Origin of the sequence: Mesorhizobium sp. M6A.T.Ce.TU.016.01.1.1, assembly GCF_003997065.1 — a bacterium.
GTDB classification, from domain to species: domain Bacteria; phylum Pseudomonadota; class Alphaproteobacteria; order Rhizobiales; family Rhizobiaceae; genus Mesorhizobium; species Mesorhizobium mediterraneum.
In genome coordinates, this window is sequence record NZ_RZTJ01000023.1 from 25,639 (window position 1) to 50,309 (window position 24,671).

Genomic DNA, 24,671 nt, shown 5'->3' on the forward strand with positions numbered 1-24,671 from the left:
ATGGCCTAGATCGCGGCAGGCGGACAAAACACGGCAGGTTTCCCATCAACAGAGATCCGAGAAGACCGGCAGGCGCGGGCGCCAATTTCGGCTCAGGCGGACAGCCGCCGCTGGGGCTCGACCAGCGTGTGCAGCAGGCGCTGCAATTGCATCAGGCGGGGCGCCGGCAGGAAGCCGAGATGCTCTACCGGCAGGTGCTGGCGCAAAAGGCCAACCACGCGGCGGCAGCGCATTTTCTAGGGCTTCTGCTGCACCAGACCGGTCGCAGCGCCGAAGGACTGGATCTCCTCGAACAGTCGGTGCGCCTGCAACCCAAGAATCCGGATTTCCTCAACAACCTCGGCACGGTGATGCGCGACCTCGGCCGAGTCAGTGCAGCCGTGGATTTCTTCCGTGGCGCGGTGGCGCTGCGCCCGGACCAGCTTGCGGCGCGCGACAATCTCGGCTCGTCGCTAAAGCAGATGGGACAGTTCGAGGGCGCAGAGGAGATCTATCGCGGCACCCTCGGTCGCAACCCGTTCCATGTTCGCGCCCGCATCGGGCTTGCCGAAACGCTGCAGGAGGCCGGGCGGCTCGATGAGGCGCTTGCCGTCTTTCGGGAAGCGCTGACGATCCGGCCTAAGGACGCCGACCTGCTGCACGGGCTGGGCGTCGGGCTGATGGAAAAGGGCAAGCTCGACGAAGCGACTGACTTGTTCCGCCAGGCGCTGACCGTCAATCCCGGCCTGGCGCGGGCCTGGCTGATGCTGACGCAGGTCAAGCGCCAGAAGGAGCGCGACGCCGAGCTTGCCGGCATGGAGGCGCAGCATGCCAAGGCGCCGCAAGACAGCCTGGCGCGCATGCAGCTTGCCTTCGGCCTCGGCAAGGCCAATGACGACCTGAAAGATTACCCGCGCGCCTTTGATTATTTCGCCGAAGGCAATGCCATCCGCCGCAAGGGCATCGATTATGATCCGGTGAGGACGCGGGCCGAATTCGAGGCGATGAAATCGGTGTTCGATGCCAGCTTCTTCGAAAAGCATAAGCCAAGCGCAACCGCCGACGATGCGCCGATCTTCATCGTCGGCATGCCGCGTTCGGGCACGACGCTGGTCGAACAGATCATCGCCAGCCATCCCCAGGTCTATGGCGCCGGCGAGCTCAGTATTTTGAAGACGGTGGTCGGCAAGCAGTTTCCGTCAACCATGCCAGGTGGCTTTCCCTGGGGCGTATCCGATGTACCCGACACGGATTTTGCCGATGCCGGGCAGGCCTACCTCGATATGCTGCATGCCCGCTATCCGCATGTCCGCCATGTCACCGACAAAATGCCAGGCAACTTTCTGTTTATCGGCTTTATCCGTCTGATGCTGCCGAAGGCCAGGATCATCCATTGCGTGCGCGATGCGGCGGCCACCTGCCTGTCGATCTACAAGGTGCATTTCCGCGGCGACACTCACCGTTATGGCTACGATCTCGGCGAGCTCGCCGACTTCCACAATCTCTACACCGACATCATGGCGCATTGGCACGCCGTGCTGCCCGGTGTCGTGCACGATGTGCGCTATGAGGATTTCGTCGCCGACCAGGAAGGGCAGACGCGGGCGCTGATCGCTCATCTCGGCCTGCCGTGGGACGATAGAGTGCTGTCGTTCCACGAGACCGACCGTCCCGTGCGTACAGCCTCGGCGGCGCAAGTGCGCCAGCCGATGTACCAGGGCTCGGTCGATCTGTGGAAGCGCTACGGCGATCGGCTCAAGCCGCTGCTTGACCGGCTAGCGTAATGCGTTGCGGGCCTACAGCTCAATGAAGGGCTGAAAGCCGCCAAAGATCATGCGCTTGCTGTCGAAGGGCATCGCCGATAGCTCTCCGTTCAGGCGTGGGTCGGCCATTACCTTGGCCATCACTGCATCGCGGTTCTGCCGCGATTCATAGACGACCCATGAGAAGACGACGACCTCGTCGTCCTTGGCCTGCACGGCGCGCGGAAACGAGGTGACCTCGCCATAGGGCACGTCGTCGCCTATGCATTCGACATAGGCGAGCGCGCCATGCTCCTTCCAGACGGTGCCGCCGAGCTGCGCCATCTTCTTGTAGGCATCGAGATTTGCCTTCGGCACGGCGAGTACGAAGCCATCGACATAGGACATTGTGGTTCTCCTTGATTGTGGGATTTTCCTTCTCCCACAAGCAAGGGGAGAAGGAAGGAATGCGCTACGCTGCCTTCACCGGCGCGTTCATCGCCCACTCGACGCCGAAAGGATCAGTCAGCTGACCCCAGCGGTCGCCCCAGAACATCACCTGCAGCGGCGTACCGACCGTGCAGCCGGCGTCGACGGCGCGCTGCCACCAGGCGTCGATGTCGTCGCTGCCGAGATGCAGCTGCATTGTGAAGCCCTGCGGCTTCACCGCCGCCATTCCATGCTCGGGATAGAAATCGGAAATCATCAGCGTCGAGCCGTTGATGTGGAGATGGATATGCATCGTCCGGCCCTTCTCGTCCGGCGGGTAGAAGAAGACCTGCTCGGCGCCGAAGGCCTTCTGATAGAATTCTGAAGCCTTGAAGGCGCCGTCCAGCTGAAGGTAGGGCGTCAATCCACCGAGGACTTTCGCGGCAGGCTGGGTCTGGGGCTGATCGTTCATGTCTTGCTCCTCTTTGGTTAGGCGTTGCGAACCACAGGACGAATGCGGCAGCGGCGATCCTACATGGCCGACGCGCTTTTTTGGTGCCGACCGTGCGACGGCCGGCTCTTGTCAAGGAGCCCCCTTGTCAAGGAGCCCCCTTGTCAAGGCGCCAGGCCAATCCGCGGGCTGTTCTGTGCGTCGATGACGATTTCCGGCCAGCCGATGTCCTTGCGCAGTTCGATCGGCAACGAAAGGATGGCACGCTCGCTGCGGTAGCGGGCGCGCGCCGCCGAATAACGGGTCGCTATGCGACCTACGGATGACAGAATGGACATGATGCTCTCTCCTCGATTGGCGCCGACATCACCGTGTCGGCATCCCAAGGACGGGGCGCGCGGCGATGATCCGACAGACCGCCGGAGTTTTTTGCCGCAAGGCTTCAACCGCCCGTCTCGGCGACCTCCCGGAAGAAATCCTCCGGGCTGTCGACCTCGGTCAGCCGCCGCTTCTCGATCAGCCAGAAGCGGTTGCCGATCGCCCTGATGAAGGAGCGGTCGTGCGAGGCCAGCACGCAGCTTGCTTCATGAGTGAGCAGCTCCGTTTCCAGCGCCTCCTGGCCGTCGATGTCGAGATGGTTGGTCGGCTCGTCGAGCAGGTAGAAGTTGGGATTGGCGAGCCTCAGCGCCAGCATCATCAGCCGCGCCCTCTGTCCGCCCGACAGCACGCCGATCCTGCGCTCCTGCATGTCGATGCTGACGCCTGCGCCCGCCAGCAGCGAGCGGGCGCGCTGCTCGCCGACATCGAATCTGCGCGAGAGCATCGCCAGCGGCGTGTCATCGCCGCTGATGTCCGACAGCGCTTGGTCGCTGTAGCCGAGCACCGTCGACGGCGTCACCTTCACGCCTTGCGCTGCCATCTCCGGCTCGACGATGGCATTCCTGATCAGGCTGATCAGCCGCGACTTGCCGACGCCGTTGCGGCCAAGCAGGACGATGCGGTCGCCCTGGCAGATATGGCGCTTGCCGGTCCTGAACAGCAGCGTGCCGTCAGGCGTCTCGACCACCACGTCGTCCAGCGTGATCAGCACCTTGGCATGGGTGCCGCGATTGGCGAGCTTTATCGCGCCCGCCGATCTTTCGCGGTGCGCCGGTGCCGCGACCCCCTCGAGGCGCTGGGCGCGCTGGTTGAGCTGCTTGGTCTTGACCGTCAGCAGGTCGCTGCCAGAGTTGATGCCGATGTTGTTGAGCTTGGCCGCCTGCCGGCGCAATTGCTGCGCCACCTTCATGTCGCGCTGGAACTTGCGCTCCGTCGAGGCGTCGACTTCGCTCAAAGCGTCGCGCGCCCTGGAATAGGACAGCGCAAACACCGGCGACTGCTCAGGGCGCAGGAACAGCGTGCGGTTGGTCGTGGCGTCGAGGAAGGCGCGGTCGTGGCTGGCAATCACCACCGGCACCTCACGCGGCAGCGCGTTCAGCCAGGTTTCGAGCTGGCTGATCTTGGCGAGATCGAGATGGTTGGTCGGCTCGTCGAGAAGCAGGACATCGGGATCGGTGACCCAGACTCGGGCGATCAGCGCCAGCCTTTGCCAGCCGCCGCTCAGCGCCCGCATCGGCCGCTCGCGCATCGGCTCAGGCACGTCGAGCGAGTCGAGAACCACGTCGACGCGCCATTGCTCGCTTTCGGCCTGCTCGGCCAGCAAGGCGTCGGCCACCACCTGCTGAAAGCCGCGCTCGGCCAGCGCTGCGGGAACGGCTTGCTCGACATAGCCGACCCGGAGGCCGCGGGTGCGGGTGATGTCGCCTGATGTCGGCTCCATTTCGCCGGTCAGGCATCTGAGCAGGGTGGACTTGCCGCGGCCGTTAGCGGCCACGATGCCGAGCCGGTCGCCGGTGCCGATGGTGAGGTCGAGGTTGGAGAAGAGCGGCGCACTCATCGTGACGCCGAGGGATTTGAGGCTGATCAGGGCCATGTTGGTTTCTCTGGTCTGTCCGGAGGAAAGCTCCGGTTCGATGCACTTTGACGGTGCGCAGGCAGGCCATCAGAACAGGCGTTGCGGCACCACGAAGGGCGGACCAAAAAATCGAAGCGGGAGAAAACCCGGACCGTCCCTGGTCAGCCCTGCAAGCAAGCTCGCAGGGCAGGGACAGGGCCGCGCTGACGGTGGTGGTCGAAAGACACGCAGCCCTCCTTTCAAGACGTTCGAGTGTGCGGAGCGATTACACCAAAGGCGGGGCTGGTGGCAAGCGGACTGCTTCAAGCGATGACAGTGGAGTCCTGCCCTTCTCCCCTTGTGGGAGAGGGTGGCCTCGCAAAGCGAGGTCGGATGAGGGGTGTTCCAGGGAACGCAAACGTCTCACTCCGCTGGAACACCCCTCAACCGTCTCGGCGCTGCGCGCCGATCCACCTTCTCCCACAGGGGGAGAAGGGAAGGCGCTACTTTCCCGGCCGCCCTGTCTTGCCCGGCCGGCGTTTTTCGCGGCGGGCGTCGGCGGGGTCTTCGTAGGAACCGATGCCAGCGCGCTGGCGAACGATCGGCTTGGCGGAATCGCCCCCCACTTGGGGGGAGATCGGTTGTGGCTTGGCCGGCACTTTTCCCTCGACCGGCTTTTCGGTGCGGCGCACTGTCATCTCGTCCAGCGAGTTCTTCTTGAACAGCGGCTTGGTCGGTTCACCCGGTATACCGAAATCCGAGCCGTGCGCCTCCTGCGCCGACTGCTTCTTGAACAGCGAACGCGACACCGCGCCTGACGGCTTCGGCATGTCGGTGCCAGGCCCCATATCGTCCAGCGACGGCTTGGCGAACAACGGCTTCTTCACCGGCACAGCGCCGTCAGCGCCCATTTCGTCGAGCTCCGGCTTGCGGAAGAGGTTGGGCTGGGCAGCCTTGGCCGCCTCTTCGGCGGCACGTGCCGCGTCCAGTTTGCGGAAACGCTCTTGTTCCTCTGATGTACGATGTTTGGCCACGCCCTTGTTGTGCTTGCCCTTTTCGCGGCCCGAAACCGGGCTTTCCATGTCGGCATATTTGGCCAGCGGATCGTCGGAAATGGACAGCTCCATCTCGCGCAGCCGCTTGATCTCGTCCCGGATGCGGGCCGCCTTCTCGAAGTCGAGATTGGCGGCGGCATCGCGCATCTGCTTGTCCATCGCGTCGAGATGGGCTTTCAGGTTGTTGCCCATCATCGCGCCGGCGCTGTCGGTGAACTGCGAGATGTCGGCGCGGACATGATCCTTCTCGTAGACCGAGTCCAGGATGTCGGAGATGCGCGACTTGACCGATTCCGGGGTGATGCCGTTGGCCGCGTTCCACTCCATCTGCTTTTCGCGACGGCGGTTGGTTTCCGCCATCGCCCGCTCCATCGAGCCGGTGACCTGGTCGGCGTAGAGGATGACCTTGCCGTCGACGTTTCTGGCGGCGCGGCCGATGGTCTGGATCAGCGAGGTTTCCGAGCGCAGGAAGCCCTCCTTGTCGGCATCGAGAATGGCGACGAAACCACATTCCGGGATGTCGAGGCCTTCGCGCAAAAGGTTGATGCCGACCAGCACGTCGAAGGCGCCGAGGCGCAGGTCGCGCAGGATCTCGATGCGCTCCAGCGTGTCGATGTCGGAGTGCATGTAGCGGACGCGAATGCCTTGCTCGTGCAAATACTCGGTCAGGTCCTCGGCCATGCGCTTGGTCAGCACGGTGACCAGCGTGCGATAGCCGGCCTTGGTCGTGTCGCGGATTTCGCCGACGACATCGTCGACCTGGGTCTTGGCCGGACGCACCTCGACCGGCGGGTCGATCAGGCCGGTCGGTCGGATGACCTGCTCGGCAAAGACGCCGCCGGACTGTTCCATCTCCCAGCCGCCGGGCGTCGCCGAAACCGCGACGGAAAGCGGGCGCATGGCATCCCACTCCTCAAAGCGCAGCGGCCGGTTGTCCATGCAGGACGGCAGACGGAAGCCGTATTCGGCCAGCGTCGCCTTGCGGCGAAAGTCGCCGCGATACATGCCGCCGATCTGCGGCACGGTGACATGGCTTTCGTCGATGAAGACCAGCGCATTGTCAGGAATGTATTCGAACAGGGTCGGCGGCGGATCGCCCGGCTGGCGGCCGGTGAGATAGCGCGAATAGTTCTCGATGCCGGCGCAGGAGCCGGTCGCTTCCAGCATCTCCAGATCGAAGCGGCAGCGCTGCTCCAGCCGCTGCGCCTCGAGCAAGCGACCGGACCGTTCGAGTTCGACCAGCCGGTGCTTGAGCTCTTCCTTGATCGACTTGATGGCCTGATTGAGGGTCGGGCGCGGCGTGACATAGTGCGAATTGGCGTAGATCTTGACGCTCTTCAACTCGCCGGTCTTCTGGCCGGTCAGCGGGTCGAACTCAGTGATCGCCTCGATCTCGTCGCCGAACAGCGAAATGCGCCATGCGCGATCCTCAAGGTGAGCCGGAAAAATCTCGATCGTGTCACCGCGCACGCGGAACGAGCCGCGGACGAAGTTGATGTCCTGGCGCTTGTATTGCTGGGCGACGAGGTCGGCGAGCAGCGCGCGTTGGTCGAGCCGGTCGCCGATCTGCATCTGGAAGGTCATCGCCGTGTAGGTCTCGACCGAGCCGATACCGTAGATGCAGGACACCGAGGCGACGATGATGACGTCGTCGCGCTCCAGCAGCGAGCGCGTCGCCGAGTGGCGCATGCGGTCGATCTGTTCGTTGATCGACGATTCCTTCTCGATGAAGGTATCCGTCCGAGGCACATAGGCTTCCGGCTGGTAGTAGTCGTAGTAGGAGACGAAATACTCGACGGCGTTTTCCGGGAAGAATTTCTTGAACTCGGAATAGAGCTGTGCGGCCAGCGTCTTGTTGGGGGCGAGGATCAGAGCAGGACGCTGCGTCTCCTCGATCACCTTGGCCATGGTGAAGGTTTTTCCCGAGCCGGTGACGCCGAGCAGCACCTGGGTGCGGTCATTGTCGTTGACGCCTTCGACAAGATCCTTGATCGCCGTCGGCTGGTCGCCTGCCGGCTCGAAATCCGACACCATCTTGATGGCGATGCCGCCTTCGGATTTTTCGGGCCGGGCCGGGCGGTGCGGTGTCCACAGCACGCCGTCCTTGTGCAGCGGGTTGCCGGATTCGATCAGCGCCGACAGCGCGGCGACAGTGGCGGTGACACCGCCGGAGGCCATCGTCTCGGCTTCCTCCAGCGAAACATCGAGGCCGGCGACCGGATTGAGGCCGGCCGCGGTGCGCTCCCTGGCCGAAGCCGCGCCGCCCATCGAGGTGCCTCGCGCCGTGCGGCCGGGGGAGGAGGAGCGCTCGGGGATTTTTTTCGCCTTGGCGCCTTCCCTCCCCCTTGAGGGGAGGGTGGCGGCGGAGCCGTCGGGTGGGGTCGGTGCGGCCGGGCTCGACGGTTCCTTATGCTGAGCACTTCCTTTGCCGACCCCCTCTGTCGCCTTCGGCGACATCTCCCCCTCAAGGGGGGAGATTTGGCGCTCGGCTTCCTGCTCTATCTGCTCGGCCCAATCGGCGATCGAGCCGGTCAGCGGCGTGCCTGAGAATTCGGCCTGCGGCGCCTCGGCGAAGCCGCCCTTGTGCAACGGCTCCGATGCATCGAGGAAATCGGTCAGCGGGCTGCGCCGCTTGGGCGGCGAAGCGCGATCATCACGCGCCGGCGGCGGCGTCTTTTTGTCAGGAAGTTTGGCCATGCCCCGAATATGGGAGGTATCGGCCGAATTGGAAAGAGCGGAGTGACGAGGGGCGCGGGACGAACTTAAGCTGCTGACACAAGGGTGTCAGGAGCGATGTTGAAACACGCCCTCAGTTAAACCACAGCGCAAACGTCAAAAACCCGGCGCCGCCGAACTGGCGCTGGATCTGGTCAAATTCCTCGCTGGTGAGGATCTTCCCGCTTTCGAGATAGGGTGCGATCGCCGGGCCGGTGATCGACAGCACCAGATCGAAGGGCTTCGGCTCGTCGAAGAAGCGCTTCATGTTGATGCCTTTGTCGGCGATGCGGAAATGCGGCAGCAAGGTGCGACCTTCGAGCAGATCCTCGGCCATATCAAGCGCGGCGTGCCAGGCTTGGACCTGCTCCTCGCCGACCTCGAGGCCGGTGAGCGGGCTGGCACCTTTCTGTTGCGGGCCGGGCAGCCATTCACGGTCGTTGTCGGTCTCGGCGCGGATCGCCTTCCAGTCCTCGCGCGACAGCCGGATCATCTCCATGAGATGGCGGCGTGCCGCCTGCCGGCGCTCCGGCTCGACCACCGGCCAGTTAACCAGATGCACCAGCGAGATGAAATCGGCCAAGCGCCATTCGGACGATAACATGCTTCCGCCCATGCCGCCGTCCGGCGGAACGAGCGTGTCCTGCAGCGGCAGCTTGGCGCGTGGGAATAGCATGTGGAAGGAGCCGTCGAACATGGTCCTGAAGTCATGCGCCAGCCAGAAGTCCGCCTGCGCCATCAGGAACTCGGCATAGCCCTGCAGCCAGTAGCCGTCGGCGCGGTCGAAGCGGAAGGTGAGGGCAGGTGCGGCCGCGTCTGGCGCACCGCCGCCGCGTGACAGAGACGCCATGATCGCGGCGGCACTTTCGTCCGGCGCGATCTGGCCGTCCTCGTTGAGATCGATGCCGAGACGCGTGAGGTCGACCTCCATGCCGATATCGGCACCGGCAGGCACGGACCCAAGTGTGGCGGCGGATTTCTGCAGCCGGTCGCGGAAGGCGACCAGGATGGCGCGGAAGTCATCGTAAGTCAGCGGTTCGGGATTGGGATTGTCGGGCACCGGCAGCCGCATCAGCGGCAGCATGAACGATTGCGGACTCTCGAAACCGTGGCGATGCAGGCCGCCGGCCAGGATCTCCAGCGCGGTGAAGAATTGGCCGGCGCCGGCGGCGTAAGCCGACGCGGGATCACCGGGCGCGGCGGCTTCGAGTGCGGTAAGCGTGCTGTTGCGGTCCACTACGGTTTTTGCCTCGAACAGGGCGGCCGGTTCGGGGGATGCGGCATCAGCGGAAGCAACCGGCAGCAGCAGAATAAGGGCGAATGCCAGCAGGCTCGAAAATCGCGTCATCTTGGTCCTCCAAGGCTTCATGCCGACCATACATGCATTTCGCGTGTCGCGCCTGTCGCAGGCACCTCGCCCATATGAATCCGAACGGAAGCGCTTCGCTATATCGGGCTCATCGTCTACCGTGGCCGTTCATTCCGGTGCAGGCTGCGCGTGTCGAACTATCCGCTTTCCTACAAATTGTCTTGGCTGCCACGTTTCCTGAAGCCGACGCTTAGTGGCGACGGCGATGGTTTTGCGCCAGCGGCAGGAACGATGATCGAGCCGCCACCGGCGCGAACGGTGCGGCTCGCCTTTGTCGGTGATATCTCGGCGGTGGCCAATCGAACAGCGCCGCAATGCGACCCGGCTATCAAGGCGCTGCTCGCCTCCGCTGACCTTGTGGTCGGCAATTGCGAAAGCCCGGTGGTGGAGCGACCGAGCGCGGCGATGGGCACGAAGCTTGGCACCCATCATGCCATGACCGAGCGGTTTCTCGCCGAGGCGCTGGCGGCCGCCGGCATCTCGCATGAGAAGCTGGTTTTGTCGCTCGCCAACAATCATGTGCTCGACCAGGGCGTCGAGGGTTTCGACAAGACCGTGGCGGCGCTGAACCGTCTCGGCATCCGCAGCATCGGCACCGCCGTCGCCGGTCCGGTCGAGCGCCTTGCGGTCGGGCCGCTGACAATAGGCTTTGCCGCTTTCACGCTGTGGCGCAATGCCGGCGCGGCTGCGTTCGCGGGCCGTGTGTCGATGCAAGGCGACCCGGCACAATGGCCACGCGGCAGCGATGTTGACCTCGCCTGCGCGGTGCCACATTGGGATTGGGAGTTCCGGCACTTTCCCCAGGCCGCAACACGGGCACTGGCACAGCATTTGGCCGCGCAAGGCGTCGGGCTGATAGCCGGCCACCATGCCCACGTCTTGCAGCCGGTGGAGCGGATCGGCAAGGCGCTCGTCGCCTATGGGCTCGGCGATTTTCTTGGCACCGCCTTTGCGCGCCAGCCCTGGCCCGGCCGCATCGGGGGCATCCTGACCGTGGATATCAGCGCTGATGCTGGCACGCGTGGCGCCATTGTCGCCTACCGGCTGCATACCTTCATGCGGCTGCGGGCTGGTGACCACGAGCGGCTGGTTCCAGTCGAGGCGCTGGAGGGTGCATTAAGGCAAAAGGTTTTGGCGCGTCTGGATACGGTTTTTGGTAACGGGAATTGATGGCTGTGTTGACTGGTGGCTCAGACAAATCGTGCGGGCTCACCATCCCACCGCTGTAGTCGCGCGACTTTCGGCAAAATCAGCTATTGTCCGAGCTGGGTGATCGGTCTTTCGACGGGGATGGCGATGGAAGCAGCGGATTTCATGCCTGATGAAACTGACATCGCCGGCATCAAAAGGAATCTCGAGGCCTATGAGGCCAGGCGGGCTTCTGCCTACCGGCAAGTCCGCTGGCGGGTGCCGCTGTTCGTCGGCCTGGTGCTGGTGTTCGTGGCGCTTATGGCCTGGCTCTTCAATATGGTCGCCGATCCCTACGAGCGGTGGTTCTCGACGCCGCATGTGCTGCTCTATGTCGTCGGATTCGTGGCGGCGATCCTGCTCTATTTCCAGGCGGTCAAGCCGACGAGCACGTTGCAGCAATCGTTCCGCAAGACACTGCTGCCGATCATCTTCGGTTTCATCAGGGATATGCGCTACGAGCATGACGTGACACCGAATTCGTTCGATCGGCTGCCGCGCGAGACGATCGGCACGTTCAACAGCAAGCGCTTCGACGACGTCATATCCGGCCGCTACGAGGGATTTCCGTTCGAGCTTTACGAAGCGGATCTCCGGCAAGGCACGGGCAAGAGCGGAACGATAGCATTCAAGGGGGTCGTCGTCGCCTTCGAGACCGTCGTGCCGTTTCCCGGCATATTGGTGGCGGCGCGGCGGGCCAACATGGCCGTCGGCTTCTTCCGCGGCATGTTCGCCAGCAAGATGCAGGAGTTGTCATGCGGCGTGCCCGAGCTCGATGCCGCCTACGACTTCCGCACCGACAATGTCGAGGCGGCGCAGCCACTGGTAAGCGGCCGGCTGGCGCAGGCACTGACATGGCTCAGCGAGACACGGCCTGATGATCCGGCGCGGGTTGCGCTCAATGGCAGCGACGGTTTTCTGCTGTTGCCGCAGACGAAGAACTTCTTCGAACTGCCTGATATGTCCGTGCCGCTTGACTACGCCAAGCATGTCGCGCCGATGATATCAGACATGGGCACGATGCTGGCGACGGCGGCGCTGGTGCGCAAGATCGGCGCAAGGGACGAGGCGGCGAGTTAGCCGCTGGGCATCTTGGCCGCCAGCCAGTCAGCCGACCGCTTCGCCAGGCCGATCGTTGCGGATGCGGCGCGGCCGAGGTCGGTCTTGACCACGGCGTAACCGGTCTTCGTACGATAGAGCACGGCGCGACCGCCGTCGACCGCCGCTTCATAGGCAACCGGCCTGGCAGCCTCCGTTTCCGTCGCTGTTGCCTGCGCCCCGACCGCAACGCTGGGCCGACGGCTCAATTCCCTGGGGAGCAGGTCGGTGGCGGTCTGCATTGCCGTCGTCAACTCAGGCATGGAGGCCGTCGTGGCAAGCTGTGACGACGGCGTCTGCGTCGTGCGGCAGATGCCGGAGACGAGCGGATAGTTGAAATTACGCCGGTGCAGCATCTGGCTTTTCATGGCCGCTTCGCAATCGGCAATGGTCGACCACTTGGCCGGCGTCTCACCGATATATTCGCAAAGCTTGGCGTCGCAGTCGCAACCGACGATGGTCATCGCGACAAGGGCGGTCTTGATCACGGTTTTATGCCTTTTGAGTTGCTCTGCCAAATATCACTGGGATCGTTCGCGTGGCCGAAAAGGACACGCGACGCTGAAAGCTCATCAATCGCTGTGGATCAAGGCGAGATTTGGCCGCGATTGTGGAATGAGCGTGACGGGCGCCACGCAATTTTTCACGGTCGCCGACTGTGGCCGAAAGGTCCCACCAATTGTAGGCGCGTTCGAACTTGACGCGCGCTTCAAGTGAAGCAGGCTGCCGGATAGCGACAGGAGCCCAAAGACAGTCGGCGCCGGGATTTCTCCCAGCGCCTCCCTGTCAGATCAGGACACGGTCGCGGCAGCAACTTCCGTAAAGACGTCGCGCCATGCCGGCCTTGATGTTGACGGTCCTGCCAGCCACTGCCCGAGGGCAGCGTCCGTTCGGGACCTCGCCAGTCTCTACCCTTGCGAGCTTCGTCCAGCGCGCCATCGAAGGTTTTTGCCGTCCTTCATGGCAGCATCGGTCCGCCGTAGGCGTTCGCACGCTTTCCGCGGCCCCGTAGGTCTCGGCGTCCCTCCTCAAAACAGGCAAGCCTGCTTTCATTCGGGGCCGTACGGGCCTCAGGAAATCCGCCGTTTCGCCTTGCCTTTCGACTTGGCGATCGGTAGCCGCCTGAGATGGGTTTAATATACGGGGGATAAGCGTTCGGCGAAACAGCGACGAGCCTGTGAATAGCGGGATTATCGGGGACTGAGCCCGGCGGCGCAGCGTTTTTTGGACGAGATGCAGGGGGGCCGGACACGCCCTGATCTGCGGCGAGCAGCATGATCAGACATTCGGCCCTTGCTCCACAGAGCGGCGCGGGCTTCAATGCCGGCAAAGGGCTTTTAGGACAGCAGTGTCGTTGCTGGCCTTTGGGAGGACGTTCTTGAAGGTCGGGGTGATTCTCAATCCGATTGCCGGCGGCGGCTGGCTCAAACGGCATTGGCCCGAGGTCAATGCTTCGCTCAAGAGACATTTCGGCGATTTCGAGCTGCGCGAAACACAGGCGACCGGCGACGCTGAACGGCTGGCGCTCGTCCTTGCCGCCAGCGGCTTCGACCTGGTGATCGCGGCGGGCGGCGACGGCACCGCCAGCGAAGTGGCCGACGGGCTGTTGCAGGCGTTCGCAGAAAGCGGCCGGACGGCCGAGCTCGGCCTGCTGCCTTGCGGCGCCGGCATCGATTTCGCCCGCGGGCTCGGCCTGCCTGCTGAGGTCGACCTGACGCTGAAGCGTATCGCCCAGGCCAAAGCTCGCAAGGTCGATGCCGGCCGCATCTCCTATGTCGACGATCATGGCGCGCTGGCCAGCCGCCATTTCATCAACATCGCCAGCCTCGGTCTTTCGGGCGCCACCGACCGCGCGGTCAACGCCGACAAGCGCAAGGGCAGGGTGTCGGCCAAGGCGCTGTTCTACTGGCGCACCGTGTGGGAATTCATGCGCTACCGGTTTCAGGACGTTGTGATCACCGTCGACGACGGCGTCCCGGTCGAGGCGCGGGTGGCGCTGGTGGCGGTGGCCAACGGAAGATTCTTCGGCGGCGGCATGATGATCGCGCCGGATGCCGAAATGGACGATGGACTATTCGACATCGTCATCCTGCGCGCGGCGGGCAAGCTGAAACTGATCTGGGACATCCGGCTGCTCTATGGCGGACGGCATCGCGACCATCCGGCAATCACCATTTTGCGCGGCAAGAAAGTGGTTGTCGAACCGCTCGGCGATGTGCAAAAGAACGCCGCGCTCGTCGACATAGACGGTGAATCGCCGGGGCGCATACCAGCGACCTTCGAGATCCTGCCCGGCACGCTGACGCTCAGATATTGAATCAACCTGTTGAGAGACTGATTCAAGTCCTTTCGGGCGTGATTCCGGCGACCCGGCCAACATGCTGGAATTGCGTGGCAATTACCTGATGGCAGAACTCGATCTTAGCCGGAAACCCGGCGTGCGATGAAGGCATAGCTCTCGCGCGATCACGGCATCAACGGCGTCTGCATCATCTGCAAATGCAGGTCCGTGCCGGTCCAGGGATGCGCCTCGCAGACGGCCTCGTCGAGCTCGACGCCAAGGCCTGGCTCCTTCGACGGAATGACGTTGCCGTCCTGCCATTCGATCTTCTTCTTCAGCAGCTTTTCGTGAAAACCGTCCCACTGCTTCAGCGATTCCAAGATGAGGAAGTTGGGCAAGGTCACGGCAAGCTGGATGTTGGCTGCACCGACGATCGGCCCGCAATAGCAGTGCGGCGCGATTTGGATGTGATAGGCCTCGGCCATGGCGGCGATCTTCTTGGTTTCGAGAATGCCGCCGGAGCGGCCGAGATCCGGCTGCAAAATGCTCGCGGCGCGGTTCTCGATGACACGGGCAAATTCGAACTTGGTCGTCAGCCGCTCGCCGGTGGCGATCGGGATCGACGTGCCGCGCGCCACCTGCGCCATCACTTCCGGCATATCGGGCGGCACCGGCTCCTCGAACCACAGGGGGTCGTAGGGTTCGATGGCGCGGGCCATGCGCAGCGCGCCCGATGCGGTGAACTGGCCGTGCGTGCCAAACAGGATGTCGGCCCTTGTGCCGACCGCCTTACGGATCGCTTTGACCATGCGGGCGGAGAGATCGATGTCGACGAGGCGCGGCTGATGACCGTCAAAGGCGGTGTAGGGGCCAGCCGGGTCGAGCTTGACGGCATTGAAGCCCTGCTCGACATATTCGAGCGCGCATTCGGCCGCCAGGTCGGGATCGTTGTAGACGTTCTTGCCGCGCGCATCCTCCGAATGGACGCTGCCGGTGTGCGGGTAGAGATAGGTGTAGGAACGCAGCGTCTCGTGCACCTGCCCGCCGAGCAGCTTGTAGACCGGCTTGCCGGCTTCCTTGCCGATAATGTCCCAGCAGGCCATTTCGAGCGCCGAGAAACAGCCCATGCCGGAAACGTCCGGACGCTGGGTGAAGCCGGAGGAATAGGCACGGCGGAAAAAGTTCTCGATGTCGTGCGGATCGCGGCCGACGAGATAGCGCTCGGCCATATCCTCGACCATCCTGGCGGTGACATGCGCGGAGAAAGTGGCGTTGTAGGCCTCGCCATAGCCGACGACGCCGCCGTCGGTGGTGAGCTTGACGAAGATGAAATACTTGCCGCCGATGCCGGGCGGCGGATTGCCGACGACCCAGGTTTTGACGTCGGTGATTTTCATTTTTGATCCTCCAGAACCAATTCGGCGCCCTTCCATCCGGTCATGATCGAGGCGGCGTTGGTGTTGCCGGTGATGTTATCGGGAAAGATCGAGGCGTCGACGACGCGCAAGCCAGCGAGGCCGTGAACCCGCAGGCGCGGGTCGACGACGGCTTGGGCAGCGTCCGGCCCCATGCGGCAGGTCGAGACCGGGTGGTAGACGGTGCCGGAGCGCTTCCTGAAATCCTCGATCAAATCCGCGTCGGAGGTAATTGACGGGCCCGGCAACACCTCTTCCTTGATGATGTCGGCCATCGCCGGCATGGAGGCGATCTTCCTCACGAACTTCACTGCCGCTAGCATTTCGGCCACGTCCGCCTCGGTCGAATAGGCGTTGGCGACGATCTTCGGATAGTCACGCGGATTGCTGGAGCGGATCATGATCTCGCCACGGCTCGACGGTCGGCAGTTGGACAGGCCGATGGAAAAGCCCGGCCACGGGTCGGGCGTCAGGATAGGGCGCTCACCGCTCTTCGGGATGACGGTCGAGAACGCCTGGAAGTAGAGCTGCATGTTGGGCCGTGCCGCCGCCGGGTCGGTGCGGAAGAAGCCGCCGGCATTGTTCATCGACAGCGACAGCGGGCCGGAGCGCATGAGGATGTATCGCATGCCGACCATGAGCTTGCCCCACCAAGGGCGCAGGATCTGGTTGAGCGTCGGCAGCCTGCCCTTGAAGGTGTAGTTGATGCCGACATGGTCCTGCAGGTTCGCCCCGACATTCTCATTGGCATGGACGACGGGAATGCCGACAGCACCGAGCAGGGCCGACGGGCCGACCCCGGAAAGCTGCAGCAATTGAGGCGAGTTGATCGAGCCACCCGACAGGATGACCTCGCGGCCGGCGCGGGCGGTCTTCGTTTCACCGTTCTGCAGGTACTCGATACCAACGGCGCGCTTGCCCTCGAACAGGATTTTGGTCGCCAGCGCATTCATCTCGATGCGGACATTTTTTCGCTTCATCGCCGGGCGTAGGAAGGCACGAGCGGCCGACATGCGGCGGCCGTTTTTGGTGGTGATCTGATAAATGCCGACGCCTTCCTGTGACGCGCCGTTGAAATCCGGGTTGAACGGCAGGCCGGCTTGGCTGGCAGCCGCGAGGTAGCGCTTGGTCAGCGGATGGACAGCCTTAGAGCAATCGGTGATGTGCAACGGACCGCCGACACCCCGCCACTGGTTGGCGCCGGCCTGATTGTCCTCGAGCGCCTTGAAGGCAGGCAGCAGGTCGTCGAAGCCCCAGCCGGGATTGCCGGCCGCTGCCCAAGCGTCGAAATCCTCGCGCGCGCCCCGGATCCAGACCATGGCGTTGATCGAGCTCGAGCCGCCGAGCAGCCTGCCGCGCGGCCAGTGATCGACATTATTGTTGAGACCGGGGTCCGGCTCGGCCTTGTAGTTCCAGTTGACGGCCGGGTCGAAGAAGGTCTTGCCGTAGCCGAGCGGCATTTGCACGTAGAAGCGCCGGTCGGTGCCGCCGGCCTCGAGCACCAGAACCGAGAAGCGGCCCGAGGCCGATAGTCTTTCGGCCAGAACCGAGCCGGCCGAGCCGGAGCCAACGACGATGAAATCATAGGTCTGCATGATGGATGCGGCCGGCTCCGAATTTTTGCTCAACCTAGACGCCGCAAGCCGCCGCGATCACCGGAGCTTCCGGCATCGCTTGTGAAAAAAGCGACCGGCACATCGTTTGCCTTCGGGGTCCTGGCCGAAGCGGCCTTTGCCTCGTGGGCAAGCGGTCCAAGCATCGCACGCCATCATCAAGCATTTTGCTTGAGATCATAACGCATGATCGGGCGGGCTGGCACCCTGCGGGCGACGACCCTGAACCCGGCGCGAGCGAAGGTGGAGGCGTATCCACAGCCGGAGGCGCTGGGCGATACATCGGCATCAAAAGGATAGGCTTCGAGCGCAGGGGCATTTGTGCGCCTTACAACTTCCAGCGCCGCTGCGATCAGGTGGGACGTGACGCCCTGCCGGCGGTATCTTTTTCGCACGTAGAGGCAGGACAAGGACCAGACCGGCGCATCATCCACACGCTTCAGCTGCCACAGCCGATCGAGCCAGGGCACGGCATCTCGCGGTGTCACCTGGCACCAGCCGACAGCAGTATCACCGTCGAAAGCAAGTATGCCCGGGGAGGGACCATGCTTGACGGCTTGCCGGAACGCGGCCTTGTTTTCCTCGCCTGGTCGCTTTCGATAAGAACTGCCGATACGCCGTACATACACCAACAGCGACTGCAGACGGCGCTCTCACCGAACAGGTCCTCGAGCGCGGGCCATAGATCAGGCGTCAGAGGGTGAAAGGTAAGCTTCATGTCAGGTGCTTCACGATGAAACCACAGGTCTGCATGATGGACGCGGGCGGGCTTCGGAATTCAGGCTCTATCCTAGACGGCGCATGCGTCCGGCGTCACCGGGCTTCCCAGCGATACTATGGGGTCAAGTCCAAGACTGCTGTCCTGCTCCGCATGTCAACGGGGAGGGAAACGTGCTCGTGCGTGATCGTCCATCTGTCTCCAGATCGACGAAATGCATTGCTCACGCGCACCCAGTAGTCGACTTTCGCGCCTGTTTTCAGGGCGCCATGCGCTCGGATAAGCATCCATGCGGCGGCAACCGCGTCGCCGGCCGCAACATCCAGTTGGCCAAGCTCCTGGCCAATCGGACCAGACCAGCGGGGAAACCAATCTAAGAACCGCTCGCGAAGGGCGTTGGATCCTACATAGCGAAGCGGCGGTACGAGGTCGAAGTAGACTATGTCGTTGGAGTAAAGGGACATAAGCCACTCGATGTCTTTGGCGCCCATGGCGGCCGATCGACTCTCCAGCAGTTCCCTAATCGCGGTTTCAACGCCTGGCATCGTCTCCTCCAATCTCATCGTTTCGCCCGCTTGCCGGGCATGAGGCTGTCCTCCCAAATTGCCATCAAGGTAACCACCGATGGTGCTCCCCGACAACCAGCGTTCACCACTTGAAACAATCACGGAAATCATCCTGGCGGGCGACGCGCGAATCCGGTGGCACAAGCGCCGAGACCTCCCGCGGTCGGCTCCATCCGCTACGCGCTCATTGGCAACGGACGCCAATAGCCGAGCTTCAAACTGCGACATTGCCGGCTGGCGGCGCGTTGACGCACCGTTGCCATCCCGATACGGGATCGGGAGAAGATCGATATCGAGGGAAATTTGGCGCATGGTGCATTATGCGGATGGACGGCCGATCGGCGATCTGACGCTCAGGACGTTGGCCATGCCTTCGGACGCCAATGCGGCGGGCGATATCTTCGGCGGCTGGGTGATGGCGCAGATGGACCTTGCCTGCGGCATCCGCGCCGCCGAGCGCGCCAAGGGCCGCGTGGTGACGGCAGCGGTGAAGGAAATGTCGTTCGCCAAAGCGATGAAGATCGGCGACACGCTGTGCATCTATACGCATGTCGAGCGCGTCGGCCGTACCTCGATGACGCTCAAGGTCGAGGCATGGGCGCAGCGCTACCTCTCCGACCTGATGGAGAAGGTCACCCATGCCGATTTCGTCATGGTGGCGCTGGACGGCGAAGGCAAGCCGAAGACGGTTCCGGCGGAAGGCTGATCGGCTGGATGTAGTCAGCTGGAAGTCAACGGCACCGCCGCTGCCAGCCTCCCGCAAAGAGATGCGAATAGCGATGCTGTGTGATGCTTCGCGTTCGCACGTTTCCGTGACCATGTCCGGCAGGGCATGGGGGAAAAGACAATGCGTCAACGATTGCTGAACGGCGCATTGGCAGGCGCTTGCAGCCTTGTTCGGCCTGTTCGCCGCAACCGCCTAAACCGAGATCAAACGAGACGAGGCCGAAGCCAGTGGCGCCTCCGAAAACCACATTCTCAAGCGGCAAGTGATCAGGAGCGGAATCCGCGTTGCAACGACGTGGGACACCGGCGCGGTGACGGCAAAGAGGCGGCCTGCGCCATTTAGGGTGATCAATCGGACCCCGAAATCGAAACCGACCGAAAGCCGTCTGCGGGCCGGAATGCAGATGCAGCCGAAGAATTCGTCTGCGCTACGCGCCGCGCGCAAACCCTTGCAGCGCAAGAGTTTCAGGCATGAATCCCATCGAACCTCGCCCGCGCGGCCTTGACGCGCTCGGTGTTCTTGCGCGCCCATTCGCCGAGCGCCCCGACCGGCACAAGAAGCTCGTAGCCAAGATCGGTCAGCTCATAATCGACGCGCGGCGGAATGGTCGGAAACACGGTCCGGGTGACGAAGCCGTCGCGCTCCAGCCCGCGCAAGGTGGTGGTCAGCATCTTCTGCGAAATACCGCCAACGGCGCTGCGCAGCTCGTTGAAGCGCAGCGGCCCGTCACCGAGCTTGCCGACGACCAGCACGGTCCATTTGTCGCCTACGCGCTGCAGGATTTCCGAGATGGCGCGGCAGTCCTCGGTGCGGTGCGGGTGCCTTGGTAACAAAAAGGTGCCTCCTTGCGCGTCATCAGCTCGGTCACTCATATAGCTCAGGTATCTAAACGATACCAGAAATTTGCCTAAAGGAGAGCCCCTCTATGTCCAAGCCCAAAATCGCCATTGTCGTCGGTTCGACCCGCGCCGCACGATTTGCCGACGTTCCGACCCAGTGGATCGCCAAGATCGCCAAGTCGCATGCCGACATCGACGTGGAAGTAGTCGACCTGCGCGACTTCCCGCTGCCGTTCTTCGACGAGGTCGCATCGTCCGCCTGGGCGCCGTCGCAGAATGAAGTGGCGCAGCGCTGGCAGAAGAAGGTTGCGGAATTCGACGGTTTCATCTTCACCGCCGCCGAATACAATCATGGCCCGACTGCCGTGCTGAAGAACGCCATCGACTACGCTGCCAATGAATGGAACAAGAAGCCTGCCGGTTTCGTCGGTTATGGCAGCGTCGGTGGCTCGCGCGCAGTCGAGCAGCTCAGATTGTATGCCGTGGAGTTGCAGATGGCGCCGGTCAAGTCCGCCGTCCACATTGCGTGGGGCGATTTCCTTGCCGTCAGGCAAGGTGAAAAGAAGCTCGAGGAACTAGAGCACCTGAATCAGGCGGCCACCGCGCTGGTCAACGACGTCGCATGGTGGGCCAAGGTACTGAAGGCGGCGCGCCAGGCCGATGCCGTGGCCGAGGAAGTCAAGGCGGCCTGAACCGCAGACCAGAACAATCCTCCCAAGGATTCCGGGGCGGCGCTTGCGTCGCCCCTTTTGATTCAGGCGATGGCCGGCTGCTGTGTCTACCGTGGCCTGATGATGCAGTCGGCAAGGCGGTCTACCTCATTTAGCTCATCTGCATGGTGCTGGCCCCACTCACAGAGCGCTAGAAGGATAGGCTCGAGACTGAGGCCGAGGCTCGTCGCCGAATATTCGACGCGTGAGGGAATCTCGGCAAAGATCTCGCGTCTGACAAGTCCATGTTCTTCCATTTCGCGAAGCTGCTGGATCAGCACCTTCTGCGTGATGTTGGGCACCAGCGTCTTCAGCACCGACAGTCGCCTGGGGCTGTCGAAGAGATGGTAGAGAATGACAGCCTTCCATCGACCCGAGATCACTTTCAGGGCGCGTTCCGCCGGCAGCATCGGCAGTCTTTTGGTTGGCAGCTTCTTGGTCAGCTTGGCCATGGTCACCTTCTGGTCAGCAGCGGACAAATGAGTGTGTAGTCGCGATCAGGCAGATAGTGGCAAACAGCAGCCGATGCCATAGCGATGGGTGCATGCCATGAGAGCCATTCAACTGAATCGTTTCGGCGCTCCCGACGTCCTCGACGTCGTCGAAATGCCGAAGCCTGAGCCGCAACCAGGCGAGGTGCTGATCCGCGTTCATGCAGCCGGCGTGAATTTCTTCGAAGTGCTGATGCGCGCGGATCGCTACGCGGTGACACCGGACTTGCCGATGGTCCTCGGCGTCGAGGCTGCCGGGATCGTGGAGGCGGTCGGGCAAGGAGTGGACACGTCGCTGACCGGGAGACGCGTCGCGGCGCCGCTGTTCGCTTCAACGCGTCCCTTTGGCGGCTATGCCGACTATGTGACGATCGACGCAAAGCTGGCCGTGCCTCTGCCGGACACGCTCTCATTCGAAGCCGCGACGGCCTTGATGGTGCAGGGACTGACGGCCTTCCATCTGCTGCGGCAAAGCCCGCCGGCCGGCAAGTCGGTGCTGGTCACCGCAGCTGCGGGCGGTGTCGGATCCCTGCTTGTTCAGCTAGCCAAACGCCAGGGCGCCAGCGCCGTGATCGCCGTCGCGGGCAGCAGAGCCAAGCTCGACCTTGCCCTATCGCTTGGAGCCGATGCCGCGGTCGACTACAGCACGCCGGATTGGCCCGCGCGTGTCCGCGAAGCGGCAGGCGGCGCCGGCGTCGATATCGTCTACGACATTGTCGGCGGCTCGATGACGGCGGCGTCGCTGCAAGCTCTCGCGCCTTGCGGAGAGCTGGTCTTTGCCGCGCTGGGCAGATACGCGATCGGTGCGTCGGAACTGGAAGCGATGATCACGCGGAACCAGTCATTGCGAGGTTTCGCGCTGCTCCCGCTACTCTCCGCCGATGGCCTCAGGGCCAACCTGTCGGAGCTTTTCCACCTGGCCGCCAGCGGCCAGCTTGCCGTGCCGCAAGGCGGGCGCTACCCGCTCGACAAGGCCAACGAAGCGCATCGCTCGCTGGAGGAACGCCGCTCTACCGGCAAGGTCGTGCTGGTGCCTTGAGTGGTGTGGCCGATTAATTGTGCACAGGCCTGGAGATCCTTGCCTTTGGATTCAATGCGCCGACGTCGGTAAGCTTAACTCAAGCTACCACTGCCAAGGCCGGCGAAGCGCGCAAGCGGGCTATGTCGCGCGCCGGCGGTTCTCCAAAGTGGCGGCGATATTCGCGACTGAACTGCGACGGGCTTTCGTAACCCACACAGAAGGCGGCAGTCGTGGCGTCGATGTCCTGGACCAGCATCAGGCTGCGCGCGTCCTGCAGCCTGAGTTGCTTCTGGAATTGCAGCGGCGTCATCGCCGTCACGGCGCGAAAATGCTCGTGCAGGCTCGACGGACTCATGCCTACTTCCGCGGCAAGCCGCTCGATGCTGAACCGTTCCCGGAAGTTCTTCCCGATCCAGGCGATGGCGCGGCCGACTTGGGCCACCCGACCCTGGCTGGAGGTGATGTGGCGCATCCTGGCGCCGTCCGGGCCGGCGAGCAGGCGATAGAGAATTTCCTGCTCGGCAAGCGGCCCGAGCACGGGCAGCGCTGCCGGATCGTCGAGCAGGCGCAGCAGGCGTAGCGCAGCGTCGAGCAGAGCGGCGCCGGCGTCGGACACCGTCTTGCCTATGGGCGGAGAGGGCGCTCTCGGCGGCGGCGGCACGCGCAACGCCAACTCCCCCAGCATGACCGGATCGAAATCGAGGTACAGGCAGAGATAAGGTTTGTCAGGCGTCGCCTCGACCACATGGCCTATCACCGGCAGGTCGCAGGTCACGACCCCATAGCGCCCCGGTGCATATCTGAACACACGGTCGCCCAGTGTGACCTCCTTGTGCCCCTGCGCGACGAGGCACAGCTGCGGCCGGTAAACATTCGGCATCGGCATCGTCATCGTGGAGGATCGAACAAGCGTCACGCGTTCGATGGGGGTGGCGTGGAAGCCATCCTTCGAGACGTGCCGGGCAATCACGGCCGCGATTTCGGTCAGTGCTTCCATGAATCTGACCATCGCACGCGCGCGGAAGGGCGGCAATGCGAACCCGCGGCTTCTGGAGGATTGGGCAGTAATTCCGGCGCATCAGGCTAACGGTTCGACGTCGCCGCGCACCACAGTGTCAGCGGCGCCACAGCAAACCTGGCCGCAGAACAAGTATGGAGCAAACATGACAATCGATAATCTGAAGACCCCCACGGTCGCACTGGGCACCTGGGCTTGGGGCGACAGCGGCGAGACTGGCGACGGCTACTTCGGCAGCCACCTGACTCGGGCTGGCCTGGAAGAGGTCGCGGACAAGGCACATGCGGCCGGGTTTACTCTCTGGGATACCGCCATTGTGTACGGCATGGGCCGTTCAGAGACCGTACTCGGGGAGGTACTGAAGCGCTACGCCCGCAGCGACTACCAGCTTTCCACAAAGTTCAACCCGCGGATCGCGGGAACCAGCGACGATCCGGTGGCGGACATGCTGGAGCAGAGCCTGGCCAACCTCGGCACCGACTACATCGACCTCTACTGGATTCACAATCCAGCCGATGTGGCGCGGTGGACTCCGCAACTGATACCGCTGCTGAAGAGCGGGAAGGTCAAACATGTCGGCGTCTCGAATCACAACCTGAGCGAAATCAAGCTCGCCGACCAGATCCTGGGCGAAGCCGGGTTCCGGGTCGAAGCCATCCAGAACCACTATAGCCTCCTCTACCGCAGCTCTGAGCACGCTGGCATCCTGGACTATTGCCGCAACCAAGGCATCGCGTTCTTCGCCTATATGGTGCTCGAACAGGGCGCCTTGACCGGCAAGTACAGCCCGGAGAACCCGCTGCCGGAAGGCAGCAGCCGGGCGAAGATCTACAACGGCATGCTGCCTCAGCTGAAGGCGCTGACCGACAAGCTCGCCTCGATCGGCCAGAGCCATGGTGCAGCTGCGCCCGACGTCGCGACTGCGTGGGCCATCGCCAAGGGCACGACGCCGATCATCGGCGTCACCAAGCCCCATTACATCGATGGTCTGGTCCGAGCCAGCAGCATCACGCTCGCCAGCGACGACATCGCGGAATTGGAAGCTCTTGCCGACGCCGCTAACGTGAACACCCGCGGCTTCTGGGAACAAGAGATGTAAGTCTAAGTCCTCGGACCGCCGCTCCGAGCTATACGGCAGGCGATCATCTCGTTCTGCGGGATGATCGCCTGTGACCGAGCAGCTTGCCGGTTGCCTCCACCTGATTGTGCAAGTGCTCCAGAACGTGTAGGCGCCTAGTCGCGCTGACGCCGATGACCGCTTTCGGGATCGGCCTGCCGCCTGCCCAACGACCCGAAAGCGGCGCGAAGCGGTC

Annotated in this window: 22 protein-coding genes; 8 read left to right on the forward strand and 14 right to left on the reverse strand. The window is 63.3% G+C overall.

Translation table 11 applies throughout. The features are described 5' to 3' along the window. Positions 1–179 precede the first annotated feature (179 nt). Positions 180–1,763 carry a sulfotransferase gene (locus EOC94_RS28095; RefSeq protein WP_245465668.1) on the forward strand — a complete coding sequence of 528 codons (1,584 nt, stop codon included), beginning with the start codon at positions 180–182 and terminating at the stop codon, positions 1,761–1,763. A 12-nt stretch (positions 1,764–1,775) separates the two neighbouring features. Here EOC94_RS28095 and EOC94_RS28100 read toward each other — a convergent pair whose 3' ends face one another. The 6 genes from EOC94_RS28100 to EOC94_RS28120 all read right to left on the reverse strand — a co-directional run bounded on the left by EOC94_RS28100 (position 1,776) and on the right by EOC94_RS28120 (position 9,652). Next, on the reverse strand, positions 1,776–2,129 hold the full coding sequence (locus EOC94_RS28100; RefSeq protein WP_095488863.1) for a DUF1428 family protein: 354 nt from the start codon (positions 2,127–2,129) through the stop codon (positions 1,776–1,778). Between the two features lie 64 nt (positions 2,130–2,193). Continuing rightward, positions 2,194–2,622, reverse strand: a complete 429-nt coding sequence (locus EOC94_RS28105; RefSeq protein WP_095488864.1) for a glyoxalase/bleomycin resistance/extradiol dioxygenase family protein — start codon at positions 2,620–2,622, stop codon at positions 2,194–2,196. Between the two features lie 143 nt (positions 2,623–2,765). Continuing rightward, the gene (locus EOC94_RS34210; protein ID WP_164547136.1) at positions 2,766–2,939 is read right to left on the reverse strand and encodes a hypothetical protein; all 174 of its coding nucleotides are present in this window, start codon (positions 2,937–2,939) and stop codon (positions 2,766–2,768) included. Positions 2,940–3,043: 104 nt separating this feature from the next. Continuing rightward, positions 3,044–4,573 carry an ABC-F family ATP-binding cassette domain-containing protein gene (locus EOC94_RS28110; protein ID WP_127294697.1) on the reverse strand — a complete coding sequence of 510 codons (1,530 nt, stop codon included), beginning with the start codon at positions 4,571–4,573 and terminating at the stop codon, positions 3,044–3,046. 464 nt (positions 4,574–5,037) lie between these two features. Beyond that, the gene (gene uvrB / locus EOC94_RS28115; RefSeq protein ID WP_127294699.1) at positions 5,038–8,286 is read right to left on the reverse strand and encodes an excinuclease ABC subunit UvrB; all 3,249 of its coding nucleotides are present in this window, start codon (positions 8,284–8,286) and stop codon (positions 5,038–5,040) included. Between the two features lie 112 nt (positions 8,287–8,398). Beyond that, entirely contained in the window at positions 8,399–9,652 is a 1,254-nt protein-coding gene (locus tag EOC94_RS28120) for a hypothetical protein (RefSeq protein WP_127294701.1), read from the reverse strand. Between the two features lie 150 nt (positions 9,653–9,802). On the opposite strand from EOC94_RS28120, the gene EOC94_RS28125 reads away from it, so the two are divergent. Both EOC94_RS28125 and EOC94_RS28130 read left to right on the forward strand, forming a co-directional pair. Next, positions 9,803–10,843, forward strand: coding sequence for a CapA family protein (locus EOC94_RS28125; protein ID WP_127294703.1), 1,041 nt, complete (start codon positions 9,803–9,805; stop codon positions 10,841–10,843). Between the two features lie 126 nt (positions 10,844–10,969). After that, on the forward strand, positions 10,970–11,941 hold the full coding sequence (locus tag EOC94_RS28130; protein WP_127294705.1) for a DUF3137 domain-containing protein: 972 nt from the start codon (positions 10,970–10,972) through the stop codon (positions 11,939–11,941). Here the strand turns inward: EOC94_RS28130 and EOC94_RS28135 are convergent. After that, on the reverse strand, positions 11,938–12,447 hold the full coding sequence (locus EOC94_RS28135; protein ID WP_127294707.1) for a hypothetical protein: 510 nt from the start codon (positions 12,445–12,447) through the stop codon (positions 11,938–11,940). The genes EOC94_RS28130 and EOC94_RS28135 overlap by 4 nt on opposite strands. 890 nt (positions 12,448–13,337) lie before the next feature. Between EOC94_RS28135 and EOC94_RS28140 the strand changes: the two genes are divergently transcribed. Continuing rightward, entirely contained in the window at positions 13,338–14,276 is a 939-nt protein-coding gene (locus tag EOC94_RS28140; protein ID WP_095488871.1) for a diacylglycerol kinase family protein, read from the forward strand. A 149-nt stretch (positions 14,277–14,425) separates the two neighbouring features. Here the strand turns inward: EOC94_RS28140 and EOC94_RS28145 are convergent, their stop codons facing one another. From EOC94_RS28145 to EOC94_RS28160, 4 genes are all read right to left on the reverse strand, one after another. Next, positions 14,426–15,637: a mandelate racemase/muconate lactonizing enzyme family protein gene (locus tag EOC94_RS28145; RefSeq protein WP_127294709.1), complete on the reverse strand. Its 1,212-nt coding sequence runs from the start codon at positions 15,635–15,637 to the stop codon at positions 14,426–14,428. Next, positions 15,634–17,250 carry a GMC family oxidoreductase N-terminal domain-containing protein gene (locus EOC94_RS28150; RefSeq protein ID WP_127294778.1) on the reverse strand — a complete coding sequence of 539 codons (1,617 nt, stop codon included), beginning with the start codon at positions 17,248–17,250 and terminating at the stop codon, positions 15,634–15,636. Before EOC94_RS28150 ends, EOC94_RS28145 begins: the two co-directional genes overlap by 4 nt. A 176-nt stretch (positions 17,251–17,426) precedes the next feature. Beyond that, complete coding sequence (locus EOC94_RS28155) at positions 17,427–17,897, reverse strand: GNAT family N-acetyltransferase (protein ID WP_127294780.1); 471 nt, start codon at positions 17,895–17,897, stop codon at positions 17,427–17,429. A 205-nt stretch (positions 17,898–18,102) separates the two neighbouring features. Next, entirely contained in the window at positions 18,103–18,864 is a 762-nt protein-coding gene (locus EOC94_RS28160) for a nuclear transport factor 2 family protein (RefSeq protein WP_127294711.1), read from the reverse strand. Here EOC94_RS28160 and EOC94_RS28165 point away from each other — a divergent pair. Next, positions 18,863–19,258 carry an acyl-CoA thioesterase gene (locus tag EOC94_RS28165; protein WP_127294713.1) on the forward strand — a complete coding sequence of 132 codons (396 nt, stop codon included), beginning with the start codon at positions 18,863–18,865 and terminating at the stop codon, positions 19,256–19,258. The genes EOC94_RS28160 and EOC94_RS28165 overlap by 2 nt on opposite strands. A gap of 485 nt (positions 19,259–19,743) precedes the next feature. Here the strand turns inward: EOC94_RS28165 and EOC94_RS28175 are convergent, their stop codons facing one another. Continuing rightward, entirely contained in the window at positions 19,744–20,112 is a 369-nt protein-coding gene (locus EOC94_RS28175; RefSeq protein WP_029350030.1) for a helix-turn-helix domain-containing protein, read from the reverse strand. A gap of 92 nt (positions 20,113–20,204) precedes the next feature. Here EOC94_RS28175 and EOC94_RS28180 point away from each other — a divergent pair, with 92 nt between their 5' ends. After that, positions 20,205–20,810 carry an NADPH-dependent FMN reductase gene (locus EOC94_RS28180; RefSeq protein ID WP_127294715.1) on the forward strand — a complete coding sequence of 202 codons (606 nt, stop codon included), beginning with the start codon at positions 20,205–20,207 and terminating at the stop codon, positions 20,808–20,810. Between the two features lie 86 nt (positions 20,811–20,896). Here the strand turns inward: EOC94_RS28180 and EOC94_RS28185 are convergent, their stop codons facing one another. Continuing rightward, complete coding sequence (locus tag EOC94_RS28185; RefSeq protein ID WP_127294717.1) at positions 20,897–21,280, reverse strand: helix-turn-helix domain-containing protein; 384 nt, start codon at positions 21,278–21,280, stop codon at positions 20,897–20,899. A 97-nt stretch (positions 21,281–21,377) separates the two neighbouring features. Here EOC94_RS28185 and EOC94_RS28190 point away from each other — a divergent pair, with 97 nt between their 5' ends. Next, a complete protein-coding gene (locus tag EOC94_RS28190) occupies positions 21,378–22,358 on the forward strand; it encodes a zinc-binding dehydrogenase (protein ID WP_127294719.1) in 981 nt (326 codons plus the stop codon). A gap of 79 nt (positions 22,359–22,437) precedes the next feature. Here the strand turns inward: EOC94_RS28190 and EOC94_RS28195 are convergent, their stop codons facing one another. Further along, on the reverse strand, positions 22,438–23,337 hold the full coding sequence (locus EOC94_RS28195; RefSeq protein ID WP_127294721.1) for an AraC family transcriptional regulator: 900 nt from the start codon (positions 23,335–23,337) through the stop codon (positions 22,438–22,440). On the opposite strand from EOC94_RS28195, the gene EOC94_RS28200 reads away from it, so the two are divergent. Continuing rightward, on the forward strand, positions 23,336–24,457 hold the full coding sequence (locus tag EOC94_RS28200) for an aldo/keto reductase (protein ID WP_245465669.1): 1,122 nt from the start codon (positions 23,336–23,338) through the stop codon (positions 24,455–24,457). The two genes, EOC94_RS28195 and EOC94_RS28200, sit on opposite strands and share 2 nt — an antisense overlap. Positions 24,458–24,671: the final 214 nt, after the last annotated feature.

Excerpts from the sequence above, each read along its gene's own strand:
- EOC94_RS28105 (WP_095488864.1), bottom strand. The coding sequence starts at position 2,622 with ATGAACGATCAGCCCCAGACCCAGCCTGCCGCGAAAGTCCTCGGTGGA.
- EOC94_RS28190 (WP_127294719.1), top strand. The coding sequence starts at position 21,378 with ATGAGAGCCATTCAACTGAATCGTTTCGGCGCTCCCGACGTCCTCGAC.
- EOC94_RS28095 (WP_245465668.1), top strand. The coding sequence starts at position 180 with ATGCTCTACCGGCAGGTGCTGGCGCAAAAGGCCAACCACGCGGCGGCA.
- EOC94_RS28130 (WP_127294705.1), top strand. The coding sequence starts at position 10,970 with ATGGAAGCAGCGGATTTCATGCCTGATGAAACTGACATCGCCGGCATC.
- EOC94_RS28195 (WP_127294721.1), bottom strand. The coding sequence starts at position 23,337 with ATGGAAGCACTGACCGAAATCGCGGCCGTGATTGCCCGGCACGTCTCG.
- EOC94_RS28150 (WP_127294778.1), bottom strand. The coding sequence starts at position 17,250 with ATGCAGACCTATGATTTCATCGTCGTTGGCTCCGGCTCGGCCGGCTCG.
- uvrB (WP_127294699.1), bottom strand. The coding sequence starts at position 8,286 with ATGGCCAAACTTCCTGACAAAAAGACGCCGCCGCCGGCGCGTGATGAT.
- EOC94_RS28165 (WP_127294713.1), top strand. The coding sequence starts at position 18,863 with ATGGTGCATTATGCGGATGGACGGCCGATCGGCGATCTGACGCTCAGG.
- EOC94_RS28200 (WP_245465669.1), top strand. The coding sequence starts at position 23,336 with ATGAATCTGACCATCGCACGCGCGCGGAAGGGCGGCAATGCGAACCCG.
- EOC94_RS28100 (WP_095488863.1), bottom strand. The coding sequence starts at position 2,129 with ATGTCCTATGTCGATGGCTTCGTACTCGCCGTGCCGAAGGCAAATCTC.
- EOC94_RS28185 (WP_127294717.1), bottom strand. The coding sequence starts at position 21,280 with ATGGCCAAGCTGACCAAGAAGCTGCCAACCAAAAGACTGCCGATGCTG.
- EOC94_RS28110 (WP_127294697.1), bottom strand. The coding sequence starts at position 4,573 with ATGGCCCTGATCAGCCTCAAATCCCTCGGCGTCACGATGAGTGCGCCG.
- EOC94_RS28180 (WP_127294715.1), top strand. The coding sequence starts at position 20,205 with ATGTCCAAGCCCAAAATCGCCATTGTCGTCGGTTCGACCCGCGCCGCA.
- EOC94_RS28145 (WP_127294709.1), bottom strand. The coding sequence starts at position 15,637 with ATGAAAATCACCGACGTCAAAACCTGGGTCGTCGGCAATCCGCCGCCC.
- EOC94_RS34210 (WP_164547136.1), bottom strand. The coding sequence starts at position 2,939 with ATGTCCATTCTGTCATCCGTAGGTCGCATAGCGACCCGTTATTCGGCG.
- EOC94_RS28120 (WP_127294701.1), bottom strand. The coding sequence starts at position 9,652 with ATGACGCGATTTTCGAGCCTGCTGGCATTCGCCCTTATTCTGCTGCTG.
- EOC94_RS28160 (WP_127294711.1), bottom strand. The coding sequence starts at position 18,864 with ATGCGCCAAATTTCCCTCGATATCGATCTTCTCCCGATCCCGTATCGG.